Here is a 22889-nt window from a genome sequence, read left to right on the forward strand (position 1 = left end):
GCGGGCGTCGCCGGCCCGGGCGCGCACCGGCGATTACGAGACCGGCGCCGGCCCTGAGGGACAACGGGCTCACGTGCCGGCGGGCCCGTGTGCCGGCGGCCCCGTGTGCGTCGTGGGGCGGCGGCAGCACGCGTCAGGCGCCGCAGCACGCCGCCGGTGTGCCGCTGCCGGCGCTCCCGCCGAGGGTGTCGGCGTCGGCCTTGACCACGTACACCTCCCACGGCTCCTTGCCCGGCCCGCTCACCCACACCTTGTCCTGGAGGGCGTAGCAGCACGAGGTGTCGTTCTCCTCGAACGTGGCCAGGCCCGCGTCCCGCAGCCGGGCCGTGGCCGCGGTGACCTCCTGGGTGTCTTCGACCTCGACACCGAGATGGTCGAGGCGTGTCTCTTCGCCCGTGTCTCCTTCGATGAGGACGAGCTTGAGCGGGGGCTCGGTGAGGGCGAAGTTGGCGTAACCCTCCCGCCGCTTGGCGGGCTCGGCACCGAACAGCTTGGAGTAGAAGGCGATCGAGCCTTCCAGGTCGGCGACGCGCAGAGCGAGCTGGACTCGGGACATGGTGGTCTCCTTCTCGGGGTCCTGTGCCGGTCTCGGGTCTGTATTGACAGTTGTCGATGCAAAGGAGGTTGGCACCTGTTTAGAGGGATGTCAATATAGAGCCATGTCGAAACAAGACGGTCTGCCGGTGACCCATCTGCCCGTGGTCGGACAGGACGCGGTGTGCTGTGTCCCGATGGTTCGTGAGCCGCTGGGGGAAGCGGACGCGGCCGGGCTGGCGCGGATGTTCAAGGCGCTGTCGGATCCCGTCCGGCTGCGGCTGCTCTCCCTCATCGCCTCCTACGAGGGAGGCGAGGCATGCGTCTGTGATCTGACCGGCCCGTTCGACGTCTCCCAGCCGACCATCTCCCATCACCTCAAGGTGCTGCGCGAGGCCGGTCTGGTCGGCTCCGAGCGGCGCGGCACCTGGGTGTACTACTGGGTGCTGCCCGAGGCCCTGGCGAAGCTCTCCGACCTGCTGCGCGCCCCGGCCGCGCCGGCTGAGGTCCCGGCGTGAGCGCCCCGGCGCCACCGCTCCGGCGTGCGGCGGTGCCACTGGTCCGGCGTGCGGCGGCCGAGGCCGTCGGCGCCGCGGCGCTGGTGGCCGTTGTGGTCGGCTCCGGGATCCAGGCGGCCGAGCTGAGCCACGACACCGGCCTGCGGCTGCTCGCCAACTCCCTGGCCACCGTCTTCGGTCTGGGCGTGCTCATCGCCCTGCTCGGCCCCGTCTCCGGCGCGCACTTCAACCCCGTGGTGACGCTCGCCGCCTGGTTCACCGGCCGCCGCACGGCTTCCGAAGGCGGCCTCGGCCTCCGGGAGGTCGCCGCGTACATACCCGCTCAGCTCGCCGGAGCCATCGGCGGCGCGGTCCTCGCGGACGCCATGTTCGCGAGGCCGCTGGTCAGTTGGTCCACGCACGACCGGTTCGCCGGTCATCTGTGGCTGGGTGAAGCGGTGGCCACGGCGGGACTGGTCTGGCTCGTCCTTGGTCTGGCCCGGGCCGGCCGCGCGCATCTGGCGCCGGTCGCGGTCGCCTCGTACATCGGCGCCGCCTACTGGTTCACCTCCTCCACCAGCTTCGCCAATCCGGCCGTGACCATCGGCCGGACGTTCACCGACACGTTCGCCGGCATCGCGCCCGGGTCGGTGGCTCCGTTCGTCGCGGCCCAGTTCGCCGGGGCGGCCGTCGGACTGGCCCTGGTCGCCGTCACCTTCGGGCGCCCGGCACCCGTGACAGGTGACGGCACTGCCGTACCACCCGGCGAGCAACGGCTCCCCGCCCCCGCCCAACCCGCTGAAGAGAGCGCACTGTCCTCATGAGCACTGCCACCACCCCTTCCACCCCCTCCGTGCTGTTCGTCTGCGTGCACAACGCCGGCCGTTCCCAGATGGGCGCCGCTTTTCTCACCCACCTCGCCGGGGACGGGGTCCGGGTCCGCTCGGCCGGATCCGCCCCCGCCGACGCAGTGAACCCGGCCGTCGTGGAGGCGATGCGCGAGGTCGGTGTCGACCTCTCCGCCGAGGTCCCCAAGGTGCTGACGGCGGAGGCCGTGCAGTCGTCCGACGTCGTGATCACGATGGGCTGCGGGGACGCCTGCCCGTACTTCCCGGGCAAGCGGTACCTGGACTGGAAGCTGGACGATCCTGCCGGACAGGGCGTCGAGGCCGTCCGGCCGATCCGCGACGAGATCGAGCGGCGCGTCCGGGGCCTGCTCGCGGAGCTCGGTGTCGAGGTGATGCCGTGAGGACCGACGCCGGTGTGCGGGTCACCGCGATGCGGCCGGAGCACGCGGCGGCCGTACTGGCGATCTATCAGCTCGGTATCGACGAGCGGAACGCCACCTTCGAGACCACGGCCCCGACCTGGCAGGCGTTCGACACGGCCAAGCTGCCGGATCACCGCCTGGTCGCCCTGGACGAGGAAGGCCGGGTCCTGGGCTGGGCGGCGGTGGTACCGGTCTCCGACCGGTGCGCGTACGCCGGGGTGGTCGAGCATTCCGTCTATGTCCACCCCGACGCCCGTGGCCGCCGTGTCGGCCTGGCACTGCTGACCGCCCTGATCGCCTCCACCGAGGCCGCGGGGATCTGGACGATCCAGTCCGGTGTCTTCCCGGAGAACACCGCCAGCCTGGCCCTGCACCAGCGGGCCGGTTTCCGGGTCATCGGCACCCGCGAGCGCATCGGCCGCCACGGGGGCACGTGGCGCGACGTCGTCCTGCTGGAACGCCGCAGCCCGGCCGTCGACTGACCTGCCCGCCCGGCGCCTTGTCCCCCGTACGAGCGCGGGAGATCTTGTCCCCCGTACGAGCGCGGAAGATACGGAACGGGCCCCGCCGCCGGTTGGCGATGGGGCCCGTTCCGTGAGTGCCGGGGGATTCCGGTGTCGTCAGAGGCGTTCGATCACATAGTCGATGCACTCCGTCAGCGCCGCCACGTCCGCCGGGTCGATCGCCGGGAACATCGCCACCCGGAGCTGGTTGCGCCCCAGCTTGCGGTACGGCTCGGTGTCGACGATGCCGTTGGTGCGCAGCGCCTTGGCGACCGCCGCCGCGTCGACCTCGTCCGCGAAGTCGATGGTGCCGATGACCTGCGAGCGCTTCGCCGGGTCGACCACGAACGGCGTCGCGTACTTGGACGCCTCGGCCCACCCGTACAGCGTCCGCGCGGAGGTGGCCGTGCGCCGGACCGACCAGTCCAGACCGCCCTGCGAGTTGAGCCAGTCGAGCTGCTCGTTGAGCAGGAAGAGCGTGGCCAGTGCGGGGGTGTTGTACGTCTGGTTCTTCAGCGAGTTGTCGATCGCGGTCGGCAGCGAGAAGAACTCGGGCACATGCCGCCCCGAACCGTGCACCCGCGCGGCGCGCTCCAGCGCGGCCGGCGAGAAGACGCCGATCCACAGTCCGCCGTCGGAGGCGAAGGACTTCTGCGGGGCGAAGTAGTAGACGTCCGCCTCGGCGATGTCGACGGGCAGGCCGCCCGCGCCCGAGGTCGCGTCGACCAGCACCAGCGCGCCGTCGTCCGCGCCCGCGACCCGTTCGACCGGGGCCGCGACACCCGTGGAGGTCTCGTTGTGGGTGAGGGCGTAGACATCGACGCCCGGCTCCGCCATCGGGTCCGGGTGCGTGCCGGCCTCGGTGGTGATGATCGTCGGCTCGGCCAGCCAGGGGGCGAGCTTCGACGCCTTGGCGAACTTGGACGAGAACTCACCGAAGGACAGGTGCTGCGACTTGTTCTCGATCAGACCGTGCGTCGCGATGTCCCAGAAGGCGGTGGAGCCGCCGTTGCCCAGGATCACCTCGTACCCCTCGGGCAGTGCGAAGAGGTTCCGTACGCCCTCGCGCACCGAGCCCACGAGGTTCTTCACCGGGGCCTGGCGGTGGGACGTACCGAGGAGGGAGGTACCGGTGGCGGCCAGCGCGTCCACCGCCTCCGTCCGCACTTTGGAGGGGCCTGCGCCGAAACGGCCGTCGGCGGGCTTGATGTCAGCGGGAATCTGGATATCGGCCACGGCCCCGGAGCCTAGTCCCTCCGCCGGGGCGGCGGGCAACGCTGTCCGTCGGATGAGACGCCGGTCAGGGGGCCGGCGGTACGGTGCGGGGGCCGGGACGGGGGCCTCTTGAGGGGCTTTCGAGCGCCTCTCAAGGGAGTCGCGGCGCCGCGCCGGGGGCCTTCCGCCGCGCGACCGGTCTTCACCCTCAGGGAGGACGGCGTCACTCCGCGCTCAGCTCGCCGCGCCCTCGGCCTCCTTCTCCGCCGCCCGCTTGGACGCCAGCTCGTACAGGTACTGCACCAGTGTGATCAGGACGTACTTGCTGGACGAGCGGTCCCGCGCGTCGCACTCCACGAGCGGTACGTCCGGAGCCAGCGCGAGCGCCGTACGGATCTGGTCCACCGCGTGGAAGGGCCCGCCGAAGTCGTTGCACGCCACGATGAAGGGCGTGCCGTGGTGCTCCAGCCGGTCGAGGGCGTACCAGGCGTCGGGAAGCCGGCGGGTGTCGACCAGTACGACCGCGCCCAGGGTCCCGGCGAACAGCCGTTCCCAGAGGAACCAGAAGCGCTCCTGGCCCGGGGCGCCGAACAGATACAGGACCGACCGCTCGTCGAGGGAGATCCGGCCGAAGTCGAAGGCGACGGTGGTCGAGTTCTTTCTGCGGAGCCCTTCGAGATCGGGGAGTACGTCGACGCCCTCGCCCGCGCGGGACATCGACATCGTCTCCTCGGTATTGAGGGGACGGATCTCGCTGACGGAGCGGACCATGGTCGTCTTGCCGACCCCGAAGCCGCCCACGATGACGATCTTCAGGGCGTTGTCGATGGTCCTGGCCAGCGCCGGCACGGCCAGGGGATGACCTGTGGGCCGTTCGGAGGTTGCGGAGTCCAACGCGCACCTGCTTCGGGATGTCGGGACCGGGAAGTCGCTGAGTGTGGGGGGCTGCGACGAGCGGCGGGGGTGAGCTGGAGCGAGCTGGAAGGGGCGGGGGAGAGCCGGCTGGAGCTGGGAAGAGCTTGGGCGGGGCGGGGGCGATCCCGTGGTGACGGACTCGGAATCTGTTGAATATTGCTCAAACGGTGGCCACTATATGAGATTTGACGATCAGTTTGGGAGCTTCCTGTTCGGTTTTCTTCCACAGTCTGCGCGCGACGGGCACAGAAAAGCCCGGGCCGGGACAAAGTGCGGGGCATCCTGGGCATATGGCTGAGCCGGATACGCACACAGCGACCACACCGACCGGGGCGACCACGAGTGCGGCGGCCCCGGCGGCCACGGCACTGGCGCGGGCGCTGAGAGCGGCCGTACGCGGCGAGGTGGAGTTCGGCGCGGCGGCCCGTGCCCTGACCACCATGGACGCCTCCAACTACCGCCGGGTCCCGGTCGGGGTCGTCGCACCGCGCGACGCGGCGGATGTGGCCGCCGCGCTCGCGGTGTGCCGGGAGCACGGCGTACCGGTCGTACCGCGCGGCGCGGGCACCTCGATCGCCGGGAACGCCACGGGCGTCGGGGTGGTCCTGGACCTCACCCGCCACCTCCGCTCCGTCGTGTCCCTGGACGCGGAGGCCCGTACCGCCGTCGTCCAGCCCGGTGTCGTCCTCGACGACCTGCGGGCGGCGGCACGGCCGTACGGACTGACCTTCGGCCCCGATCCGTCCACCCACAGCCGCTGCACCCTCGGCGGGATGATCGGCAACAACGCCTGCGGCTCGCACTCCGTGGCCTGGGGGACGACCGCCGACAATGTGCGCGAGCTGTCCGTCATGACGTACGGCGGGGACACCCTGCGCCTCGGCCGCGGCTGGGACGGCGCCCCCGCCGGACTGCGCGAGCTGGTCGAAGGCAGTCTCGCGCCGCTGCGCACCGGCTTTCCCGCCGGGCTGCCCCGGCTGATCTCCGGTTACGCCCTGAACGCGCTGCTACCCGAGGCCGGCACCGACCTGGCCCGCGCCTTCTGCGGCAGCGAGGGCACGCTCGGCGTGGTGACCGAGGCGTCCGTACGGCTGGTCGAGGCACCCGCCGCGCGCGCCTTGGCCGTCCTCGGCTACCCGGACGAGAGCGCCGCCGCCGAGGCCGCGGCCGGGCTGCTGCCGTACGGTCCGCTGACCGTCGAGGGCATGGCCGAGGACCTCGTGCGGACCCGGGGGGCGGGCCGGGGCGGGACCCGGGGCGGGCCCGAGCTGCCGGGCGGCGGGGCCTGGCTCTTCGTGGAGACCGGCGGCGCGACCCCCGCCGAGGCACGGGCCGCCGCCATGACCGTCCTGGGCGCGGCCGACCCGCTCGACGGCACGGTGGTGGACGACCCGGCCGGGCAGCGGGCCCTGTGGCGGGTACGGGAGGACGCGGCCGGCACCGCCACCCGGATGCCCGACGGGAGCGAGGCCTGGCCCGGCTGGGAGGACTGCGCGGTGCCGCCCGCCCGGCTCGGCCCGTATCTGCGCGACTTCCGCACGCTGCTGTCCGAGCACGGCCTGCGCGGCACGCCGTACGGGCACTTCGGCGACGGCTGCATCCATGTCCGTATCGACTTCGACCTGATCAGCGGCGACGGTGTCCGGCGCTTCCGGGAGTTCTCGCGGGAGGCCGCCGCGCTGGTGGTCGCGCACGGCGGCTCGCTGTCCGGGGAGCACGGCGACGGACTGGCGCGCTCGGAGCTGCTGACGACGATGTACGGGGACGAACTGACCGGGCTCTTCCGCCGGTTCAAGGACGTGTGGGACCCGGCGGGCGGGATGAACCCGGGCGTCCTCGCCCGGCCCGCCGCGCTCGACGAGAATCTGCGCTTCTCCGTGCTGCCGCGCGAGCGCGTCGAGGTCGCCTTCGGCTATCCGCACGACGGGCCCCGCGGCGGGGACTTCTCCGCGGCCGTGCGCAGATGTGTCGGGGTGGCCAAGTGCCGGGTGGCCGGGCCGAGTTCGGGTCCCGGGGTGATGTGCCCCTCGTACCGTGCGACGGGCGAGGAGCAGCACTCCACGCGCGGGCGCGCCCGGCTGCTGCACGAGATGCTCGCGGGCGAGGTGGTCACGGACGGCTGGCGCTCGGAGGAGGTACGGGAGGCCCTCGACCTGTGCCTGTCGTGCAAGGGGTGCCGCAGCGACTGTCCGGTGGGCGTGGACATGGCCACGTACAAGGCGGAGTTCCTGCACCACCACTACAAGGGACGGCGGCGGCCCGCCGCGCACTACACGATGGGGCGGCTGCCGGAGTGGCTGCGCGCGGCGGCGCCGCTCGCGCGGGCCCTGAACGCGGCGGCGGGGGTGCCGCCGCTGGCGGGCCTCGCCAAGCGGCTCGGCGGCATCGCTCCGGAACGTACGATTCCGCGCCTGGCGCCCGAGCCCTTCGGCCGCTGGATGCGCCGGCACACCAAGGGCAGGGCCGAGGTCCTCGCGCGTGACCGGTCCGCGATCCTGTGGCCCGACACCTTCACCGAGCACCTGTCGCCGTCGGTGGGGCGGGCGGCGGTACGGGTCATGGAGGCGGCCGGGATCGGGGTGGTGCTGCCGCCGCAGGGCAGGCGGGTGTGCTGCGGGCTGACGTATGTGTCGACGGGCCAGCTCGACCGGGCCCGTACGGTGATGCGCCGCACCCTGGACCGGATGGAACCCCTGCTCGATCTGGACCTGCCGGTCGTCGTCCTGGAACCGAGCTGCGCCGCCACCCTCACGACCGATCTGCCGGAGCTGCTCGGGGACGACCCGCGCGCGGAGCGGCTGGCCGCGTCCGTACGGACCTTCGCCCAGGCGCTGGAGGAGTGCGCCCCGGACTGGGCGCCGCCGAGGATCGACCGCCCGGTCACCGGCCAGACCCACTGCCACCAGCACGCGGTCCTGGGCGACGCGGCGGAGCGGCGGCTGCGTGAACGAGCGGGACTGACCGGTGAGCTGACGGGCGGGTGCTGCGGCCTGGCGGGCAACTTCGGCTTCGAGCGCGGCCACTACGAGGTGTCGACGGCCTGCGCGGAGGACCAGTTGCTCCCGGCGGTACGGGCGGCGGAACCGGGGACGGTCGTGCTGGCGGACGGCTACTCGTGCCGTACGCAACTGGCGGAGCCAGGGGGGTATCGGGCGAGGCACTTGGCGGAGGTGTTGGCGGAGGGGCTTCCGGGGCTTTCGGAGGCGCTTCCGGCCGGGCCTTCGGAGATGCTTCCGGCCGGGCTTCCGGAGGTGCTTCCTCGGTCGCCGGAGGGGCCTCCGGACGTCCGGAGCTGACGGCGGAGCTGACGGCGGGGGCACAGGCGACCCCGCCCGTCCGTCCCTTCCCCATGGCGGGCGGGACGGACGGGCGGGGCGCGGACGGCTGGTCAGCCAGCGGTCGGGCGGCGTCTGCGGGTTGCCGCCACCACGGCGGCGCCTGCCATGAGGGCCGCACCCGCGAGGCCCGCCGTGCCCGGGCGCGTGGAGTCGGTGGCGTTCGTGGGTCCGGTGGGCCCGGCGGGTCCGGTGCCGCTCGTGGAGCCGGTGGCGGCGAGGGTTCTGGCCGGGTCCTTGGTGGCGGGCCGGTGGGACGGCTGGAGGCGGGCCGCGGCCAGGATGAGGTCCGTGACGGCCTCGGGGTCGGTGAGCATCGCGAGGTGCGGGGCGTCGATCTCGACGGTGTGCGAGTGGGCCCGTTCGGCCTCGAAGCGTTCCAGCTCGGGCGAGATGGTCCTGTCCGCGGTGGAGACCATGGCCCAGGAGGGGATGGTCCGCCAGGCGGCGGGCCCGGCCGTGTCGGCGAACGCCTGGGCGGCGATGGGGCGCTGAGTGGCCGCCAGTACCGCCGTCGTGGCCGCCGGGAGGGACGCCGCGAACACCGGCCGGAAACGGTCGGCCTTGATGTAGAGATCGGTGGCGGTGGACCCGTCGGGCAGCGTGAACGGTACGGACCTGAGGGCCGGCGTGAGTTCGCTGCCCGGGAACTTCGCGGACAGCACCGAGAGGACCTCGCCCTTGTCGGGCATCAGCGCGTTGATGTACACGAGCGCCTTGACCTGCGGATTGCCGACCGCCGCGCCGCTGATGACCGCTCCCGCGTACGAGTGGCCGACCAGGACGATCGGGCCCTTGATGCTCCTCAGGACGCTGGCGATGTACGCGGCGTCGCCGTGCAGGCCGCGCAGCGGATTGGCGGGGGCCATGACACGGTAACCGTCGTTCTGGAGGCGCGGTACGACCTCGCGCCAGCTCGACGCGTCGGCGAAGGCGCCGTGCACGAGCACGATGGTCGGCTTGTCGGTGCTGCCGCGGTGGGCCGCGGCGGGCAGGGCGCCGGCGGCGGGGGCGGTGCCCGCGAGCGCCGTCGCGGTGAGCGCCGCGGCCAGCGCGTACCCGCGGCGCGAACGTATCCGATGCCCCGGACGCGCACCTTTCCCGGGGCCGGAACCCGGACGTATCCACGGGCCGGGAGCGGACGGCATGGCCATGTCTGTCTCCTCTGGGAGGCGGATGGGGTTCGGCATCAGTGTTGCCAGGTCAGCGGGGGCGGGGCGCGCGGTGAGCGGCATGTGGGTGATGCGGCCGAGTGGAGTACAATGTGTTGGACTCAAGGTCCATTGAAGTGCACCAGTGTCAACGTAAACCAGATGTGCATCATGAAGGGATTCCGGTGGAAGAGCCGCTTACGACTACGGCTGCCGCTGCCCCGAGCGCGCCGGCCACCCCGCGCGCGGGCGGCGACGGTCGCTCCGCCGGGCCTGTCGCGCTGGTGATGGCGGGCGGTCTCTCCGTACAGTTCGGGGCCGCCATCGCCGTACTCCTCATGTCCCGCACCGGCGCCCTCGGGGTCGTCTCGCTGCGGCTCGCGCTCGCCGCGGCGGTCCTGCTGGTGGTGTGCCGGCCCACGGTGCGCGGGCACTCGCGCGCCGACTGGGGTACGGTCATCGCCTTCGGCGCCGTGATGGCCGCCATGAACGCGCTCTTCTACCAGGCGGCCGACCGTATCCCGCTGGGCGCGGCCGTCACCCTCGAAGTCCTCGGCCCGCTCGCGCTCTCGGTGTTCGTCTCCCGGCGGCTGGTCAATGTGCTCTGGGCCGGCCTGGCGCTCGGCGGGGTACTGCTGCTGAGCGGTGGCGGGTTCGACCGGCTGGACCCCATAGGTGCGGCTTTTGCGGTGTTGGCCGGCGCCATGTGGGCGGCCTATATAGTTTTCAGCGCGCGAACCGGCCGGCGCTTTCCGCAGGCCGACGGGCTGGCGCTGGCGATGACGGTCGCCGCGCTGCTCGCGCTGCCGCTGGGGGTCGTCGAGTCGGGGTCCAGACTGCTGGTGCCCTCGACGGTGGGGCTGGCCCTCGCGGTCGCGGTGATGTCATCCGTTCTGCCGTACACCCTCGAACTGCTCGCCCTGCGGCGGATGCCCGCGCCCACCTTCGCCATCCTGATGAGCCTGGAACCGGCCATCGCGGCGACCGCGGGCTTCCTCCTCCTGGACCAGGCGCTCTCCGCCGGCGACGCGCTGGCGATCGCACTGGTCATCGCGGCGAGCATGGGCGCGGTACGGACGCAGGTGGGCGGGAAGGGCGTGGGGGGCGGGCGGGAGGGTGCGCGCCGGGCCTGGCGGAAGGGCGCGCAACAGGGGGAGCGGTAGGGCGCGCGGGGCGTGGGGGCGGGCGGGAGTAAACCAAGCACGCTTGCTTGTTTCTCCGGGCGCTGCCATGCTCCGGGGCACGCACACCGCCGTGTCCCGAGGGGAGCGCATCCGTGTCCGCACCCGGCTCTGCCGCAGTGGTCGAGTTGCTGGACGATCTGCGCGACGAGAGCGAGGAACTCGACCGGCTGGTCGCCCGGCTCGGGCCCGAGGGCTGGCAGCTCGCGACCCCGTCACCCGGCTGGTCCGTCGCCCATCAGATCGCGCATCTCGCGTGGACGGACCGTGCGGCGCTGCTGGCCGTCACCGATCCGGAGGCGTTCGCAGGGGAGTCGGGCAAGGGGCAGTCGGGCGCGGGGGAGCGGGGCGCGGGGGAGCCGGGCGCGGCTCGCGCGGGTTCCGGATCCGCCGTCGACGAGGCGGCGGCCGCAGGTGCGGCGCTTCCGTCGGCCGAACTGCTGTACCGCTGGCGTGACGGCCGTGCGCGGCTGCGCGATGCCTTGTCGGGGGCGGCGCCGGGTGCGCGTTTTCCGTGGTTCGGGCCGCCGATGAGCGGCGCCTCGATGGTGACCGCACGGCTGATGGAAACGTGGGCGCACGGTCAGGACATCGCGGACGCGCTGGGCGTACGGCGCGAACCGACCGCGCGGCTGCGGCATGTGGCGTGGATCGGCGTACGGGCACGCGACTACGCCTATCTCGTACGCGGCGAACAGCCGCCCGCCGACCCCTTCCGCGTCGAACTGACCGGCCCCGGCGGGGAGTTCTGGGCGTACGGCCCGGAAGGCGCGGCCCAGCGGGTGACCGGCCCGGCGCTGGACTTCTGCCTCCTGGTCACGCAGCGGGCGCACCGTGCGGATGTGTCGGTACGGGCGGAGGGCCAGGACGCGGACCACTGGCTGGACATCGCCCAGGCCTTCGCGGGCCCGGCGGGCGAGGGCCGCGAGCCCAAGGGGGCGTGATGGCGAAGCCCATGCCGGCCGAGGCTGCGCCGGGCGGGCGGCCCATGTCGGCGGGCCCTGTGTCCCGTGGCGCGGTGTTGGGCGGGTGGCCCGTGTCGGCGGGCCATATGTCTCGCGGCGCTGTGTTGGGCGGCGACATGAGGGGCGGGCCCATGCCGGCGGGGGCCGTGTTGCGCGGTGCGATGTCGGCCGGGGACATGTCCGGCGGCCACATGTCCTCCAGCCACACATCCTCCAGCCACACGTCCTCCCGCACCATGTTGGGCGGCCACATGTTCTCTGACCACATGTCCTCCGACACCATGTCCGGCGGCCATATGTCTCCTGACGCCATGTCGGCGCGGACCACACTCATCGGCGCGAGCCCGGAAGTACTGCGGATCGGGAACGCTTCCGGGTTCTACGGCGACCGGTTCGACGCGTTGCGGGAGATGCTGACCGGAGGGCAGCTCGATGTGCTCACCGGGGACTATCTCGCCGAGCTGACCATGCTCATTCTTGGGCGGGACCGGATGAAGGACCCGGGCGCCGGTTACGCCAAGACGTTTCTGCGGCAATTGGAGGAGGGCCTTGGGCTCGCCCATGAGCGGGACGTCAGGATCGTCACCAATGCCGGTGGTCTGAATCCGGCCGGACTCGCCACCGCGATCAGGGAGTTGGCCGCGCGGGTGGGCGTACCGGTGCGGGTCGCGCATGTCGAGGGCGACGATCTGCTGGGCCGGAAGGAGTGGGGCGACGGCGTTCTCACCGCCAACGCCTACCTCGGCGGCGCCGGGATCGCCGCGTGTCTGCGCGCCGGGGCCGATGTCGTGGTCACCGGCCGGGTCACCGACGCGGCGCTCGTCACCGGCCCGGCCGCCGCCCACTTCGGCTGGGACCTCCTCCCGGGCCCCGGTGGCATCGCCGACCCCGCCGACCCGGACCGCCCCACTGACCCGGACCGCCCCACCAGCTCGGACCGCGCGGCCGACTCGTACGCCTCCACCGACTCGTACGCCTCAACCGGCCAGCACGGCCCCGGTGGCCCCACTGTCCCCGCTGCCCCCACTGTCTCCATCGGCCCGGACCGCCCCACCCGTCTTCACGCCCTCGCCGGTGCCGTCGTCGTCGGGCATGTCCTGGAGTGCGGGGCCCAGGCCACCGGTGGGAACTACTCCTTCTTTACCGCGCACGACATCCGCCGCCCCGGCTTCCCCCTCGCCGAGATCCATGCCGACGGGTCCGCCGTCATCACCAAGCACCCCGGTACGGGCGGGGTCGTCGACATCGGGACCGTCACCGCGCAGTTGCTGTACGAGACCGGGGGCGCCCGGTACCCGGGGCCCGATGTGACCGCGCGGCTCGACACCGTACGACTGGCACAGGAAGGGCCCGACCGGGTCCGGATCTCGGGTGTACGGGGCGAACCGCCGCCCGCCACCCTCAAGGTCGGGCTGACCAGGATCGGCGGCTGGCGCAACGAGGTCGTCTTCGTTCTCACCGGGCTCGACATCGAGGCCAAGGCGCGGCTGGTGCGCGAACAGGTTGAGGACGCGTTCGCCGGACGGCGCCCGGCGGAGGTGCGCTGGGAGCTGGCCCGTACGGACCGGCCCGACGCGGACACCGAGGAGACGGCCAGCGCCCTGCTGCGCCTCGTCGTCCGCGACCGCGATCCGGAGGCGGTGGGCCGTGCCGTCACCAGCGCGGCGGTCGAGCTGGCGCTCGGCAGTTACCCCGGCTTCCATGTCACCGCGCCGCCGGGCAAGGGCGCGCCGTACGGGGTTTTCGAAGCGGTGTACGTCGACCCGGCGGAGGTCCCGCACACGGCGGTACTGCCGGACGGCCGGCGTCTGTCGGTGCCGGGTCCCGTGCCGGGTCCGGCACCAAGCCGCGTACCAGTTCCCGTGCCAAGCCCCGTGCCGGGTTCGGGGCCCAGCCCCGTACCGGATCCCGTCCCAGGTCCGGCGCCAAGTCCCGTACCAAGCCGCGTACCAAGTCCCGTACGTGCCGAGGCGCTTGCGCCCGTACCCGTACCCGTACCCGTACCCGCTCCCGGGCTGCCCGACCCCCTGCCCTCCGGGCTGTCCACCCGCCGCGCCCCCCTCGGCCTTGTCGCGGGTGCGCGCAGTGGTGACAAGGGCGGGGACGCCAATGTCGGGGTGTGGGCGCGGGACGACGACGGCTGGCGGTGGCTGGCCCACACCCTGACCACCGAGCGGTTCCGGCAGCTCATCCCCGAGAGCCGGGAGCTGACCGTCGTCCGCCATGTTCTGCCCGGTCTCCGTGCCCTGAACTTCACCGTGGAGGGGCTGCTCGGTGAGGGAGTCGCGGCCCAGGCCCGGTTCGACCCCCAGGCCAAGGCCCTCGGCGAGTGGCTGCGCGCCCGCCACCTGGACATCCCGGAGGTACTGCTGTGATCCCGGAGGTACTGCTGTGAGCCGAAGGACCGCGACGACGGACCGCCCGGCCGGTCCCGTACCCCCGGAGGCCGCCCCGTGACCGTGCTTCCCTCCGCCCTCGACACCGCCTCCGCCGAGTACGCCGCCCACCGCGAAGCCATGCTCACCAAGCTCGCCGAGCTGGACGCCGAGCACGCCAAAGCACTGGCCGGCGGCGGCGAGAAGTACATCGCGCGCCACCGCGCCCGCGGCAAGCTCCTCGCCCGCGAGCGGATCGAGCTGCTCCTCGACCCCGACACCCCGTTCCTGGAGCTGTCGCCGCTCGCCGCCTGGGGCAGCGACTACCCGGTCGGCGCGTCCATGGTCACCGGTATCGGCACGGTCGAGGGCGTCGAGTGCGTGATCACCGCCAACGACCCGACCGTACGCGGTGGCGCCTCCAACCCCTGGACGCTGAAGAAGGCCCTGCGCGCCAACGAGATCGCGTTCGCCAACCGCCTGCCGCTCATCAGCCTCGTCGAGTCCGGCGGCGCCGATCTCCCGTCCCAGAAGGAGATCTTCATCCCCGGCGGCGCGCTGTTCCGCGACCTCACGCGGCTCTCCGCCGCGGGTATCCCCACCGTCGCGGTCGTGTTCGGCAACTCCACCGCGGGCGGCGCGTACGTACCCGGCATGTCCGACCACACCGTGATGATCAAGGAGCGGTCCAAGGTCTTCCTCGGCGGGCCGCCGCTGGTGAAGATGGCCACGGGCGAGGAGAGCGACGACGAGTCGCTCGGCGGCGCCGCCATGCACGCCCGTACGTCCGGCCTCGCCGACCACTTCGCACTCGACGAACAGGACGCGCTGCACCAGGCCCGGCGGATCGTCGCCCGCCTCAACTGGCGCAAGGCGCACGCCGATCCGGGCCCGGCCGCGCCGCCGAAGTACGACGAGGACGAGCTGCTGGGGATCGTGCCCGGCGATCTGAAGATCCCCTTCGACCCGCGCGAGGTGATCGCGCGGGTGGTGGACGGTTCGGACTTCGACGAGTTCAAGGCGCTGTACGGGCCGAGCCTGGTGACCGGGTGGGCGCGGCTGCACGGCTATCCGGTGGGGGTGCTGGCGAACGCGCAGGGGGTGCTGTTCTCGGCCGAGTCGCAGAAGGCCGCGCAGTTCATCCAGCTCGCCAACCAACGGGACATCCCGCTGGTGTTCCTGCACAACACCACCGGTTACATGGTCGGCAAGGAGTACGAGCAGGGCGGCATCATCAAGCACGGCGCGATGATGATCAACGCGGTGTCCAATTCCCGGGTGCCCCATCTGTCGGTGCTGATGGGCGCGTCGTACGGGGCGGGGCACTACGGCATGTGCGGCCGGGCGTACGATCCGCGCTTCCTCTTCGCCTGGCCGAGCGCCAAGTCCGCCGTGATGGGCCCGCAGCAGCTCGCCGGGGTGATGTCGATCGTCGCGCGGGCGTCGGCGGCGGCGAAGGGGCAGCCGTACGACGAGGGTGCCGATGCGGCCGTACGGGCGATGGTGGAGCGGCAGATCGAGGCGGAGTCGCTGCCGGTGTTCCTGTCGGGGCGGCTGTACGACGACGGGGTCATCGACCCGCGCGACACCCGGACCGTGCTCGGTCTGTGCCTGTCCGCGATCCATACCGCGCCGGTCGAAGGTGCCAGGGGCGGCTTCGGTGTCTTCCGGATGTGAGCGCGGTGTCGTGCGACGGCGTGCGGTGTCTTCCGGTGTCGTGCGGTGCGTTCCGGTGCCTGCTGGTGTCGTGCGGTGCGGTGCGGTGTCGTGCGGTGCCTTCCGGGGTCTTGCGGAGTGTGCGGTGTCTTCCGGGTGTGAGCCGGACGTGAGGGCGTGAGTACGTGAGGAGTGCGAGTGCTGTGGTGATCACTTCTGTGCTGGTCGCGAACCGGGGCGAGATCGCCTGCCGCGTCTTCCGGACCTGCCGGGAGCGGGGGATCGGGACGGTCGCGGTGTACGCGGATCCGGACGCGGGCGCGCTGCATGTACGGGAGGCGGACACAGCCGTACGGCTGCCGGGGGCGGCGCCCGCCGACACGTATCTGCGGGGCGATCTGATCGTGAAGGCGGCGCTGGCGGCGGGCGCGGACGCCGTACACCCCGGGTACGGATTCCTCTCCGAGAACGCCGGGTTCGCGCGGGCGGTGCTGGACGCGGGGCTCGTGTGGATCGGGCCGCCGCCGGACGCGATCGAGGCGATGGCCTCGAAGACACGGGCGAAGGAGCTGATGGGGGCGGCCGGGGTACCGCTCCTGGCGCCCGTCGATCCGGCCGCGGTCACGGAGGCGGACCTGCCGCTGCTGCTGAAAGCGGCGGCGGGGGGTGGCGGCCGGGGGATGCGGATCGTACGCGAACTCTCCTCGCTCGGCGCCGAGTTGACGGCTGCGGCGGCTGAGGCGCGGTCGGCGTTCGGGGACGGCGAGGTGTTCGCGGAGCCGTACGTGGAGGGCGCCCGGCATGTCGAGGTGCAGGTCCTCGCGGACGCGTGGGGCACGGTGTGGGCGCTGGGCACCCGGGACTGCTCCCTCCAGCGGCGCCACCAGAAGGTCATCGAGGAGGCCCCGGCGCCGGGCCTGCCGCCCGCACTCCGTACCGCACTGCACGAGTCGGCGGTCCAGGCGGCCCGGGCGGTCGGCTATGTGGGTGCGGGGACGGTCGAGTTCCTGGTCTCCGCGGACGGCCGCCCGTACTTCCTGGAGATGAACACCCGCCTCCAGGTCGAACACCCGGTGACGGAGGAGGTCTTCGGCCTCGACCTGGTGGCGCTGCAACTGTCGGTGGCGGAGGGCACACCGCTCCCGCCGGAGCCGCCGCGCGCGCACGGCCACGCGCTGGAGGCGCGTCTGTACGCGGAGGACCCGTCGCGGGCATGGGCCCCGCAGACGGGCACGCTGCACGCGCTGGACTTCGCCGGAACCACCGCTGCGGGGCGGGCCCCGGACGCACCCCGCCTCCGCGTCGACACCGGCTACTCGGCCGGGGACACCATTGGGGTGCACTACGACTCCCTCCTCGCCAAGGTCGTCGTCTGGGCGCCCACCCGGGCCGAGGCGCTGCGGAAGCTCCGGCATGCCGTGGGGCGGGCACGAGTGCACGGGCCCGGGACCAATCGGGAGCTGCTCGTACGGGCGTTGGGGCATCCTTCGTTCACGGACGGGCAGGTGGACACCGGGTTTCTGGAGCGGTGTCTCGACGCGCTGACCGGGCCCGTGGCCGGGGAGCGGTACGCCGCGGTCGCCGCCGCACTGGCCGACGCCGCCGCGCGGGGGAGCGGTGGGGTGCGGGGAAACGGCGCGGGGCAAGGGGGCGGCGGCGGTGCGGGGCTGCCCGCGCGGGTCGGCGGCTGGCGGAACGTGGGGGCGGCGTGGCAGCGGAAGACCTATGGCGAGCACGAGATCCGCTACCGGGCCACGAGGGACGGATTCGTCGTGGCGGGTGTCGCGGGTGTTGAGGGCGTCCCGGGTGTCGAGGGGGTGCAAGGCGTCGAGGGGGTCGAGCGCGTCGAGAGCGTGCAAGGCGTCGAGCGCGTTGAAGGCGTGGAAGGCATCGCGGACGACGTGGACGTGGACGTGGACGTGAACGCGGACGTGGACGTACGGGTCGTCGCCGTCGCACCCCGCCGGGTCAGCCTCGAAGTCGAGGGCGTCGTACGGCACTTCGAGGTCACCGCGTACGGCGACGAGGTCCATGTGGACAGCGCGGACGGCTCGTACCGGCTGACCGCCCGGCCCCGTTTCACCGACCCGAGCCGCCGTACCGAACCCGGTTCGCTGCTCGCGCCCATGCCCGGCACCGTCGTACGGGTCGCGGACGGGCTGGCCGAGGGCGCGCGGGTCATCGCCGGGCAGCCGCTCGTCTGGCTGGAGGCGATGAAGATGGAGCACCGCGTCACCGCCCCCGCCTCCGGCACGCTCACCGCGCTGCACGCCGTCCCGGGCCGCCAGGTCGAGGTCGGAGCCCTGCTCGCCGTCGTCACGGACACCGCACAGGAGGAGACAACATGAGTGGCAGCGGCCTCATCGAGACCGAAGAACAGACCGCCCTCCGCGCCGCCGTCGCCGCCCTCGGCCGGCGCCATGGCCGCGGATACGACCGCGAGACCCTCTGGCGCGAGGCCGGCAAGCTCGGCTATCTCGGTGTGAACCTGCCCGAGGAGTACGGTGGCGGAGGCGCCGGAATCGCCGAACTCTCCCTCGTACTGGAAGAGTTGGGCGCGGTCGGCTGCCCGCTCCTGATGCTGGTCGTGTCGCCCGCCATCTGCGGCACGGTCATCGCCCGCTTCGGTACGGACGAACAGCGGCGGCGCTGGCTTCCCGGCCTGGCCGACGGTTCCCTCACCATGGCCTTCGGCATCACCGAACCGGACGCGGGCTCCAACTCCCACCGCATCACCACCACCGCCCGCAAGGACGGCACCGACTGGGTGCTCAACGGGCGCAAGGTCTTCATCTCGGGCGTCGACATCGCCGACGCCACGCTCATCGTCGGCCGCACCGAGGACGCGAGGACCGGCCGCCTCAAGCCCTGCCTCTTCATCGTCCCCCGCGACACCCCGGGCTTCCGGCGCTCGCCGATCGAGATGGAACTGCACGCGGCGGAGAAGCAGTTCGAGCTGGTCATCGAGGACGTACGGCTGCCCGCCGACGCCCTCGTGGGCGACGAGGACGCCGGACTGCTCCAGCTCTTCGCCGGGCTCAACCCCGAACGCGTCATGACCGCCGCCTTCGCTCTCGGCATGGGCCGGTACGCCCTGGCCCGCGCCGTCGAGTACGCGAAGACCCGCCAGGTGTGGAACGACCCCATCGGCGCCCACCAGGCCATCGCCCACCCCCTCGCCCAGGCCCATATCGAGCTGGAACTTGCCGGACTGATGACCCGTAAGGCCGCGGCCCTGTACGACGCGGGCGACGACACGGGCGCGGGCGAGGCGGCGAACATGGCCAAGTACGCCGCCGCCGAAGCCTGCGTACGCGCCGTCGACCAGGCCGTACACACCCTCGGCGGCAACGGCCTCACCCGCGAGTACGGCCTCGCGTCCCTGATCACGGCCGCACGCGTGGCCCGGATCGCACCGGTCAGCCGGGAGATGATCCTGAACTACGTGTCCCATCAGTCCCTGGGCCTCCCCAAGTCGTACTGACACAGCCGATTCCGTGCGCCAATGCACACAACTCGCCCACCCCGCCACATCACCGTGGCTAAGGTGACTTTCCCTGGGAGACGGTGCGTGGAAAACGGGGGACGTTCATGGAGTCGGCTTCTGGCGTGATGAACGCGGCCGAGGTCGGAACACCCCCGCCTGCGCGGGGACCACCCCTTTCTGAGCTGCGGTGTTAGTGGGGCTTTGCTGTTCCTTGACCAATGCCCGTTCGCATGCCTTCATCGTCTCAGAGCCATGTGGTGAGGTTCTTAGAGCCCCCAGTTGCGCATGCGGTCGGGGCTTGTGCGGCTGCTGGGTCAGACGGCTGTCGAGCGGTGAGCGGTTCATGCTCTGGCGGCCTCTGAGGGGGCGGTGTGGGGACGACGGGGCGTCGTCGCCCAGGAGGGTTTGCGCTGTCATCGTGTCGGGCTCTCCGTCGGGAGGTCCGTGCCGTATCGCATGAACAGCCACTCGCAGTCGAGCGCGAGAAGCCGTACCTGCACATGCGCGGCCAACTTGCTGGCTGCCAGGGGTTGTTGGGCTTCGGTTGAGATGCCGTTCAGGCGTGAGGTCAGGACGTACCACTCCCGGCTCCCGCGCCACATGCGGTCGGTCTGGTTCTGCGCGATGGGGAGCATCTGGCTGATGTAGTCACGGAGTTCTTCGGCCAGTTTGTTCAGCTCTTCGTGGGTGTCTGCTTCGTGGACGACCGCCCGGGCCCTGTCGACAGCGGCCCGTACCGCGCTCGCGGTGCTCGTCTGTCCGCCCATGGCCGCCTGCCTCCGTGCGCACTCGTGCCAGCAATCCCGCGCGGCCCGGCGCGAAGCGCCCTGAATCCCGCTTCTCCGACCGTAGGGAGGAACCGTTCGGCCAGTCAGCAAAGTTGCACCGAATTACAGGCGACTTGGCCCCTCCGTATCGGGCGATGAGGCCCTCTTGACGCTTTCACCCGGAGGTATGACCGTGATGAAAACCCCTGTAACTTGACCGGCAACGGAGGTTCAAGGACATGCGGATTCAGTTCGTCGGGATCGACCCCAGTACGGACCGCAACGAGTGCCCGACAGTCTGGGTCGACAAGGAAGGGCAACGGCTGCTGATCCAGAGCTACAACGCCGACGAAGCCTCGCGAGCACAGTGCGAGGCCACATCCCCCGCGTACGGTCCCGTACCGCCCACCGAGACAATCATCAGCATCCCGGCCCGCATGGTGCCGGCCATCAGGAAGGCGATCGATGCCCTCGACGGTCCCGGACTTCACTGAACTGCTCGGCGCTGCGAAGCACTCGGCCGTCCATCTGGAAATGCGGGACGTGTACTACTCGAACCCCAGATTCGAGGCGTGGCAGCGAGGCGAGCGTATCGACTGGTCGGACCGGTCACAGTGGTGGTCGTCGTTCCACGACGAGATCGCGGACGCTGTCGCGCGGGGCGTCCACGTACGGCGCGCTCGCGTGGTCAGCGAGCCCGTGACCGAATACATCGCCTGGGAGCACTACATCACCAAGGCGAACGTGGCCGCGGGCGAGAACGTCCGGTGGCTCCCCCGCCGGAACACAACCGATCTGTTGTTGCCGGGCAATGACTTCTGGATCTTCGACGAGCGAGTAATCAGGGCTCATCACTTCGCGGGCAACGGGGATATCGTCGAGCATCAGATCCACGACGACCCGACCACCGTCGAGATGTGCGCGTCAGCCTTCGAGCGGATCTGGGAACGGGCCATCCCGCACGACGAATACGAGATCAGGTAGCCCACCCCACCCATGCCCCTCTCACCATCGTCCAGCGCGCATCAGGCACGGGCAGCTCTCGCGGAACGTCTGCGGGAGCTGCGCCTGGACGCCGGAATCACGGGCAAGGAACTGGCGGCACGCTGTGGCTGGTCCGTCGCCAAGTCCTCCCGCATAGAGAACGCCCGAACCGCCCCTTCGGACGCCGACATCCGGGCCTGGTGCACAGCGTGTGGGGCGGATGCGCAGGCGCCTGATCTGGTGGCCGCGAACCGCCAGGCCGACTCCGCATACGTGCAGTGGAGGCGGCTTCAGCGCAGCGGCCTCAAGCGTCTACAGGAGTCGAGTATTCCCTTGTGGGAACGGACTCGCCTGTTCCGCACCTACTGCTCCCACGTGGTGCCCGGAATCCTTCAGACGCCCGGTTACGCCACGGCGATGCTGAGCAATATCGCCCGGTTCCGGGGTACCCCCGACGACGTGATCGACGCTGTCGACGCCCGGATGCGACGTACGCACGTAATGCGCGACGGGGAACATGCCTTTGTGCTTCTCATCGAGGAGTCCGTACTTCGATACCGCCTCGGGGACACGGACGTCATGGTCGGCCAGATGGGCAACCTGCTCGCGGCGATGTCGCTGCCGTCCGTATCGATCGGCGTGATCCCTTCCACTGCGGACCGCGAACATGCGATGTGGCCGCTGGAGGCATTCACCGTCTTCGACGGTGATCAGGTGCAAGTGGAGCTGCTTTCCGCATCGGTGACGGTTACCGCTCCGGATGAGATCGAGCTGTATGTGCGCGCGTTCGAAACCCTGCGGGGCATGGCCGTGTACGGGGCGGAGGCCCGGGCTCTGGTCATGAAGGCCATCGACGCCCTGTCCTGACCCGGGTGCTCCCCGGGCCGCCCCGCGGCCGTGGCCGGTCGTGGCCGGTCGTGAGCGTGCGCCGCGCCTCGTTGTCCTCGTCCCCGGCGGGGGCTGGTTCTGGTGGCGCTACGCTGCTGTGTTGTGCAGCAGACGCGCCTCGATACTGGTCGGATCCGGGCCGCTCGGCGGGTGATCGACCCCGTTTTTCTTGATACTCCGCTGTACCGCTGTGAGGCGTTGGAGGCCGGGCTCGGGTGCGCGGTGAGCGTCAAGCTCGAAACGGCGAATCCGGTCCGCAGTTTCAAGGGGCGCGGTACCGAGTTGGTCGCCGGTCTGCTCGCCGGCAGTGGCTCGCAGGCCGTGGTGTGCGCCAGTGCGGGCAATCTTGGTCAGGCCCTCGCCTGGTCCGGTCGTGGACGGGGGCTCGACGTCACCGTCGTGGCATCCCGCTTCGCCACCGCGGCCAAGCTCGACCGTATCCGCGCACTGGGCGCCACGCTGGAACTGGTGGACGGCGACCACGAGTTGGCCCGTGAGCGGGCTGCGATGATTGCCCACTACGATGGTATCCGGCTGCTCGAAGACAGCCTGGACATCGAAACCTGCGAGGGCGCGGCCACCATCGGTCTGGAACTGGTGGACGCCGCGCCGTCGTTCGACACCGTCCTGATCGCCCTCGGCGGCGGGGCGCTGGCCACCGGTATTGGGCATGTGCTCAAGGCCATGGCGCCCGAAGTCGAGGTGATCTGTGTCCAGCCGCTGGGCGCACCGGCCATGACACTGTCCTGGCGCGAACGGCGCGTCGTCACCACCGACTCGGCCGACACCATCGCTGACGGCGTCGCCGGTCGCCGTCCCATCCCCGCCGTCCTGGACGACCTTCTCCTGGTCGCCGACGACGCCGTCCTGGTCCGGGAGGCGTCGATCATCGCCGGTATGCGGATGCTCCTCGACCACGCCGGCCTCGTCGTCGAACCTTCGGCCGCGCTCGGCATCGCGGCGATCCTCGAAGACCGTGACCGCTTCGCCGGTCGGCACGTCGTCACCATCGTGTGTGGCAGCAACGTCGACGTGGACGCCTACCACCGCTGGGTCGGCGGTACGGCCCCCGGCCGGAGGTCTTGAGGATCGCGACCGCTCCCGCCGAGGATCGCGGACCGCTCCCGCCTGAGCCTTGCCAGTCGCGGCACTTGGCCGTTTCGTCT

General features: G+C 71.7%; 20 protein-coding genes. 15 read left to right on the plus strand and 5 right to left on the minus strand.

Annotated elements, in window-relative coordinates; genetic code table 11:
* Positions 1 to 133: 133 nt before the first annotated feature.
* Positions 134 to 556, minus strand: coding sequence for an ArsI/CadI family heavy metal resistance metalloenzyme (locus KQY30_RS20725; RefSeq protein ID WP_217308121.1), 423 nt, complete (start codon positions 554 to 556; stop codon positions 134 to 136).
* A gap of 175 nt (positions 557 to 731) precedes the next feature.
* Here KQY30_RS20725 and KQY30_RS20730 point away from each other — a divergent pair, with 175 nt between their 5' ends.
* The 4 genes from KQY30_RS20730 to KQY30_RS20745 are packed head-to-tail and all read left to right on the plus strand — an operon-like array spanning position 732 to position 2783.
* The gene (locus KQY30_RS20730) at positions 732 to 1052 is read left to right on the plus strand and encodes a helix-turn-helix transcriptional regulator (protein WP_217311196.1); all 321 of its coding nucleotides are present in this window, start codon (positions 732 to 734) and stop codon (positions 1050 to 1052) included.
* Positions 1049 to 1855, plus strand: coding sequence for an aquaporin (locus tag KQY30_RS20735; protein WP_254407245.1), 807 nt, complete (start codon positions 1049 to 1051; stop codon positions 1853 to 1855). The genes KQY30_RS20730 and KQY30_RS20735 overlap by 4 nt, the downstream gene beginning before the upstream one ends.
* Positions 1852 to 2280 carry an arsenate reductase ArsC gene (locus KQY30_RS20740; RefSeq protein WP_217308122.1) on the plus strand — a complete coding sequence of 143 codons (429 nt, stop codon included), beginning with the start codon at positions 1852 to 1854 and terminating at the stop codon, positions 2278 to 2280. Before KQY30_RS20735 ends, KQY30_RS20740 begins: the two co-directional genes overlap by 4 nt.
* Positions 2281 to 2309: 29 nt before the next feature.
* Positions 2310 to 2783: a GNAT family N-acetyltransferase gene (locus KQY30_RS20745; protein WP_217311198.1), complete on the plus strand. Its 474-nt coding sequence runs from the start codon at positions 2310 to 2312 to the stop codon at positions 2781 to 2783.
* A 138-nt stretch (positions 2784 to 2921) separates the two neighbouring features.
* On the opposite strand, the gene serC is transcribed toward KQY30_RS20745, so the two are convergent.
* Positions 2922 to 4040, minus strand: coding sequence for a phosphoserine transaminase (gene serC, locus KQY30_RS20750; RefSeq protein ID WP_217308123.1), 1119 nt, complete (start codon positions 4038 to 4040; stop codon positions 2922 to 2924).
* A gap of 213 nt (positions 4041 to 4253) precedes the next feature.
* On the minus strand, positions 4254 to 4913 hold the full coding sequence (locus tag KQY30_RS20755) for an ATP/GTP-binding protein (protein ID WP_217308124.1): 660 nt from the start codon (positions 4911 to 4913) through the stop codon (positions 4254 to 4256).
* 311 nt (positions 4914 to 5224) lie between these two features.
* Between KQY30_RS20755 and KQY30_RS20760 the strand changes: the two genes are divergently transcribed.
* Complete coding sequence (locus tag KQY30_RS20760) at positions 5225 to 8230, plus strand: FAD-binding and (Fe-S)-binding domain-containing protein (protein WP_217308125.1); 3006 nt, start codon at positions 5225 to 5227, stop codon at positions 8228 to 8230.
* Positions 8231 to 8322: 92 nt separating this feature from the next.
* On the opposite strand, the gene KQY30_RS20765 is transcribed toward KQY30_RS20760, so the two are convergent.
* Positions 8323 to 9423, minus strand: a complete 1101-nt coding sequence (locus KQY30_RS20765; RefSeq protein ID WP_217308126.1) for an alpha/beta fold hydrolase — start codon at positions 9421 to 9423, stop codon at positions 8323 to 8325.
* Positions 9424 to 9605: 182 nt separating this feature from the next.
* On the opposite strand from KQY30_RS20765, the gene KQY30_RS20770 reads away from it, so the two are divergent.
* The 6 genes from KQY30_RS20770 to KQY30_RS20805 all read left to right on the plus strand — a co-directional run bounded on the left by KQY30_RS20770 (position 9606) and on the right by KQY30_RS20805 (position 19081).
* On the plus strand, positions 9606 to 10583 hold the full coding sequence (locus KQY30_RS20770) for a DMT family transporter (protein WP_254407246.1): 978 nt from the start codon (positions 9606 to 9608) through the stop codon (positions 10581 to 10583).
* A gap of 113 nt (positions 10584 to 10696) precedes the next feature.
* Positions 10697 to 11545, plus strand: a complete 849-nt coding sequence (locus KQY30_RS20775) for a TIGR03084 family metal-binding protein (protein WP_217308127.1) — start codon at positions 10697 to 10699, stop codon at positions 11543 to 11545.
* Between the two features lie 332 nt (positions 11546 to 11877).
* The gene (locus KQY30_RS36585; protein WP_254407636.1) at positions 11878 to 13941 is read left to right on the plus strand and encodes an acyclic terpene utilization AtuA family protein; all 2064 of its coding nucleotides are present in this window, start codon (positions 11878 to 11880) and stop codon (positions 13939 to 13941) included.
* Positions 13942 to 14019: 78 nt separating this feature from the next.
* Positions 14020 to 15618, plus strand: a complete 1599-nt coding sequence (locus KQY30_RS20795; protein ID WP_217308128.1) for an acyl-CoA carboxylase subunit beta — start codon at positions 14020 to 14022, stop codon at positions 15616 to 15618.
* A 185-nt stretch (positions 15619 to 15803) separates the two neighbouring features.
* Complete coding sequence (locus tag KQY30_RS20800) at positions 15804 to 17945, plus strand: biotin carboxylase N-terminal domain-containing protein (protein ID WP_217311200.1); 2142 nt, start codon at positions 15804 to 15806, stop codon at positions 17943 to 17945.
* Positions 17942 to 19081, plus strand: a complete 1140-nt coding sequence (locus KQY30_RS20805) for an acyl-CoA dehydrogenase family protein (RefSeq protein ID WP_217308129.1) — start codon at positions 17942 to 17944, stop codon at positions 19079 to 19081. The genes KQY30_RS20800 and KQY30_RS20805 overlap by 4 nt, the downstream gene beginning before the upstream one ends.
* A 416-nt stretch (positions 19082 to 19497) precedes the next feature.
* Here the strand turns inward: KQY30_RS20805 and KQY30_RS20810 are convergent, their stop codons facing one another.
* On the minus strand, positions 19498 to 19851 hold the full coding sequence (locus KQY30_RS20810) for a DUF6415 family natural product biosynthesis protein (protein ID WP_217308130.1): 354 nt from the start codon (positions 19849 to 19851) through the stop codon (positions 19498 to 19500).
* 239 nt (positions 19852 to 20090) lie between these two features.
* On the opposite strand from KQY30_RS20810, the gene KQY30_RS20815 reads away from it, so the two are divergent.
* The 4 genes from KQY30_RS20815 to KQY30_RS20830 all read left to right on the plus strand — a co-directional run bounded on the left by KQY30_RS20815 (position 20091) and on the right by KQY30_RS20830 (position 22809).
* On the plus strand, positions 20091 to 20345 hold the full coding sequence (locus tag KQY30_RS20815) for a hypothetical protein (protein WP_217308131.1): 255 nt from the start codon (positions 20091 to 20093) through the stop codon (positions 20343 to 20345).
* On the plus strand, positions 20317 to 20835 hold the full coding sequence (locus KQY30_RS20820) for a DUF6879 family protein (protein ID WP_217308132.1): 519 nt from the start codon (positions 20317 to 20319) through the stop codon (positions 20833 to 20835). Before KQY30_RS20815 ends, KQY30_RS20820 begins: the two co-directional genes overlap by 29 nt.
* Before the next feature lie 12 nt (positions 20836 to 20847).
* The gene (locus tag KQY30_RS20825) at positions 20848 to 21702 is read left to right on the plus strand and encodes a helix-turn-helix transcriptional regulator (RefSeq protein WP_217308133.1); all 855 of its coding nucleotides are present in this window, start codon (positions 20848 to 20850) and stop codon (positions 21700 to 21702) included.
* 123 nt (positions 21703 to 21825) lie between these two features.
* Entirely contained in the window at positions 21826 to 22809 is a 984-nt protein-coding gene (locus KQY30_RS20830) for a threonine/serine dehydratase (RefSeq protein ID WP_217308134.1), read from the plus strand.
* Positions 22810 to 22889: the final 80 nt, after the last annotated feature.

This window comes from Streptomyces sp. GMY02 (assembly GCF_019056675.1).
GTDB classification, from domain to species: domain Bacteria; phylum Actinomycetota; class Actinomycetes; order Streptomycetales; family Streptomycetaceae; genus Streptomyces; species Streptomyces odonnellii.

Bases quoted from the DNA above. Each gene is read 5' to 3' on its own strand.
- KQY30_RS20745 (WP_217311198.1), top strand. From the start codon at position 2,310: ATGCGGCCGGAGCACGCGGCGGCCGTACTGGCGATCTATCAGCTCGGT.
- KQY30_RS20820 (WP_217308132.1), top strand. From the start codon at position 20,317: ATGCCCTCGACGGTCCCGGACTTCACTGAACTGCTCGGCGCTGCGAAG.
- KQY30_RS36585 (WP_254407636.1), top strand. From the start codon at position 11,878: ATGTCGGCGCGGACCACACTCATCGGCGCGAGCCCGGAAGTACTGCGG.
- KQY30_RS20730 (WP_217311196.1), top strand. From the start codon at position 732: ATGGTTCGTGAGCCGCTGGGGGAAGCGGACGCGGCCGGGCTGGCGCGG.
- KQY30_RS20815 (WP_217308131.1), top strand. From the start codon at position 20,091: ATGCGGATTCAGTTCGTCGGGATCGACCCCAGTACGGACCGCAACGAG.
- KQY30_RS20760 (WP_217308125.1), top strand. From the start codon at position 5,225: ATGGCTGAGCCGGATACGCACACAGCGACCACACCGACCGGGGCGACC.
- KQY30_RS20765 (WP_217308126.1), bottom strand. From the start codon at position 9,423: ATGGCCATGCCGTCCGCTCCCGGCCCGTGGATACGTCCGGGTTCCGGC.
- KQY30_RS20805 (WP_217308129.1), top strand. From the start codon at position 17,942: ATGAGTGGCAGCGGCCTCATCGAGACCGAAGAACAGACCGCCCTCCGC.
- KQY30_RS20825 (WP_217308133.1), top strand. From the start codon at position 20,848: ATGCCCCTCTCACCATCGTCCAGCGCGCATCAGGCACGGGCAGCTCTC.
- KQY30_RS20810 (WP_217308130.1), bottom strand. From the start codon at position 19,851: ATGGGCGGACAGACGAGCACCGCGAGCGCGGTACGGGCCGCTGTCGAC.
- KQY30_RS20725 (WP_217308121.1), bottom strand. From the start codon at position 556: ATGTCCCGAGTCCAGCTCGCTCTGCGCGTCGCCGACCTGGAAGGCTCG.
- KQY30_RS20740 (WP_217308122.1), top strand. From the start codon at position 1,852: ATGAGCACTGCCACCACCCCTTCCACCCCCTCCGTGCTGTTCGTCTGC.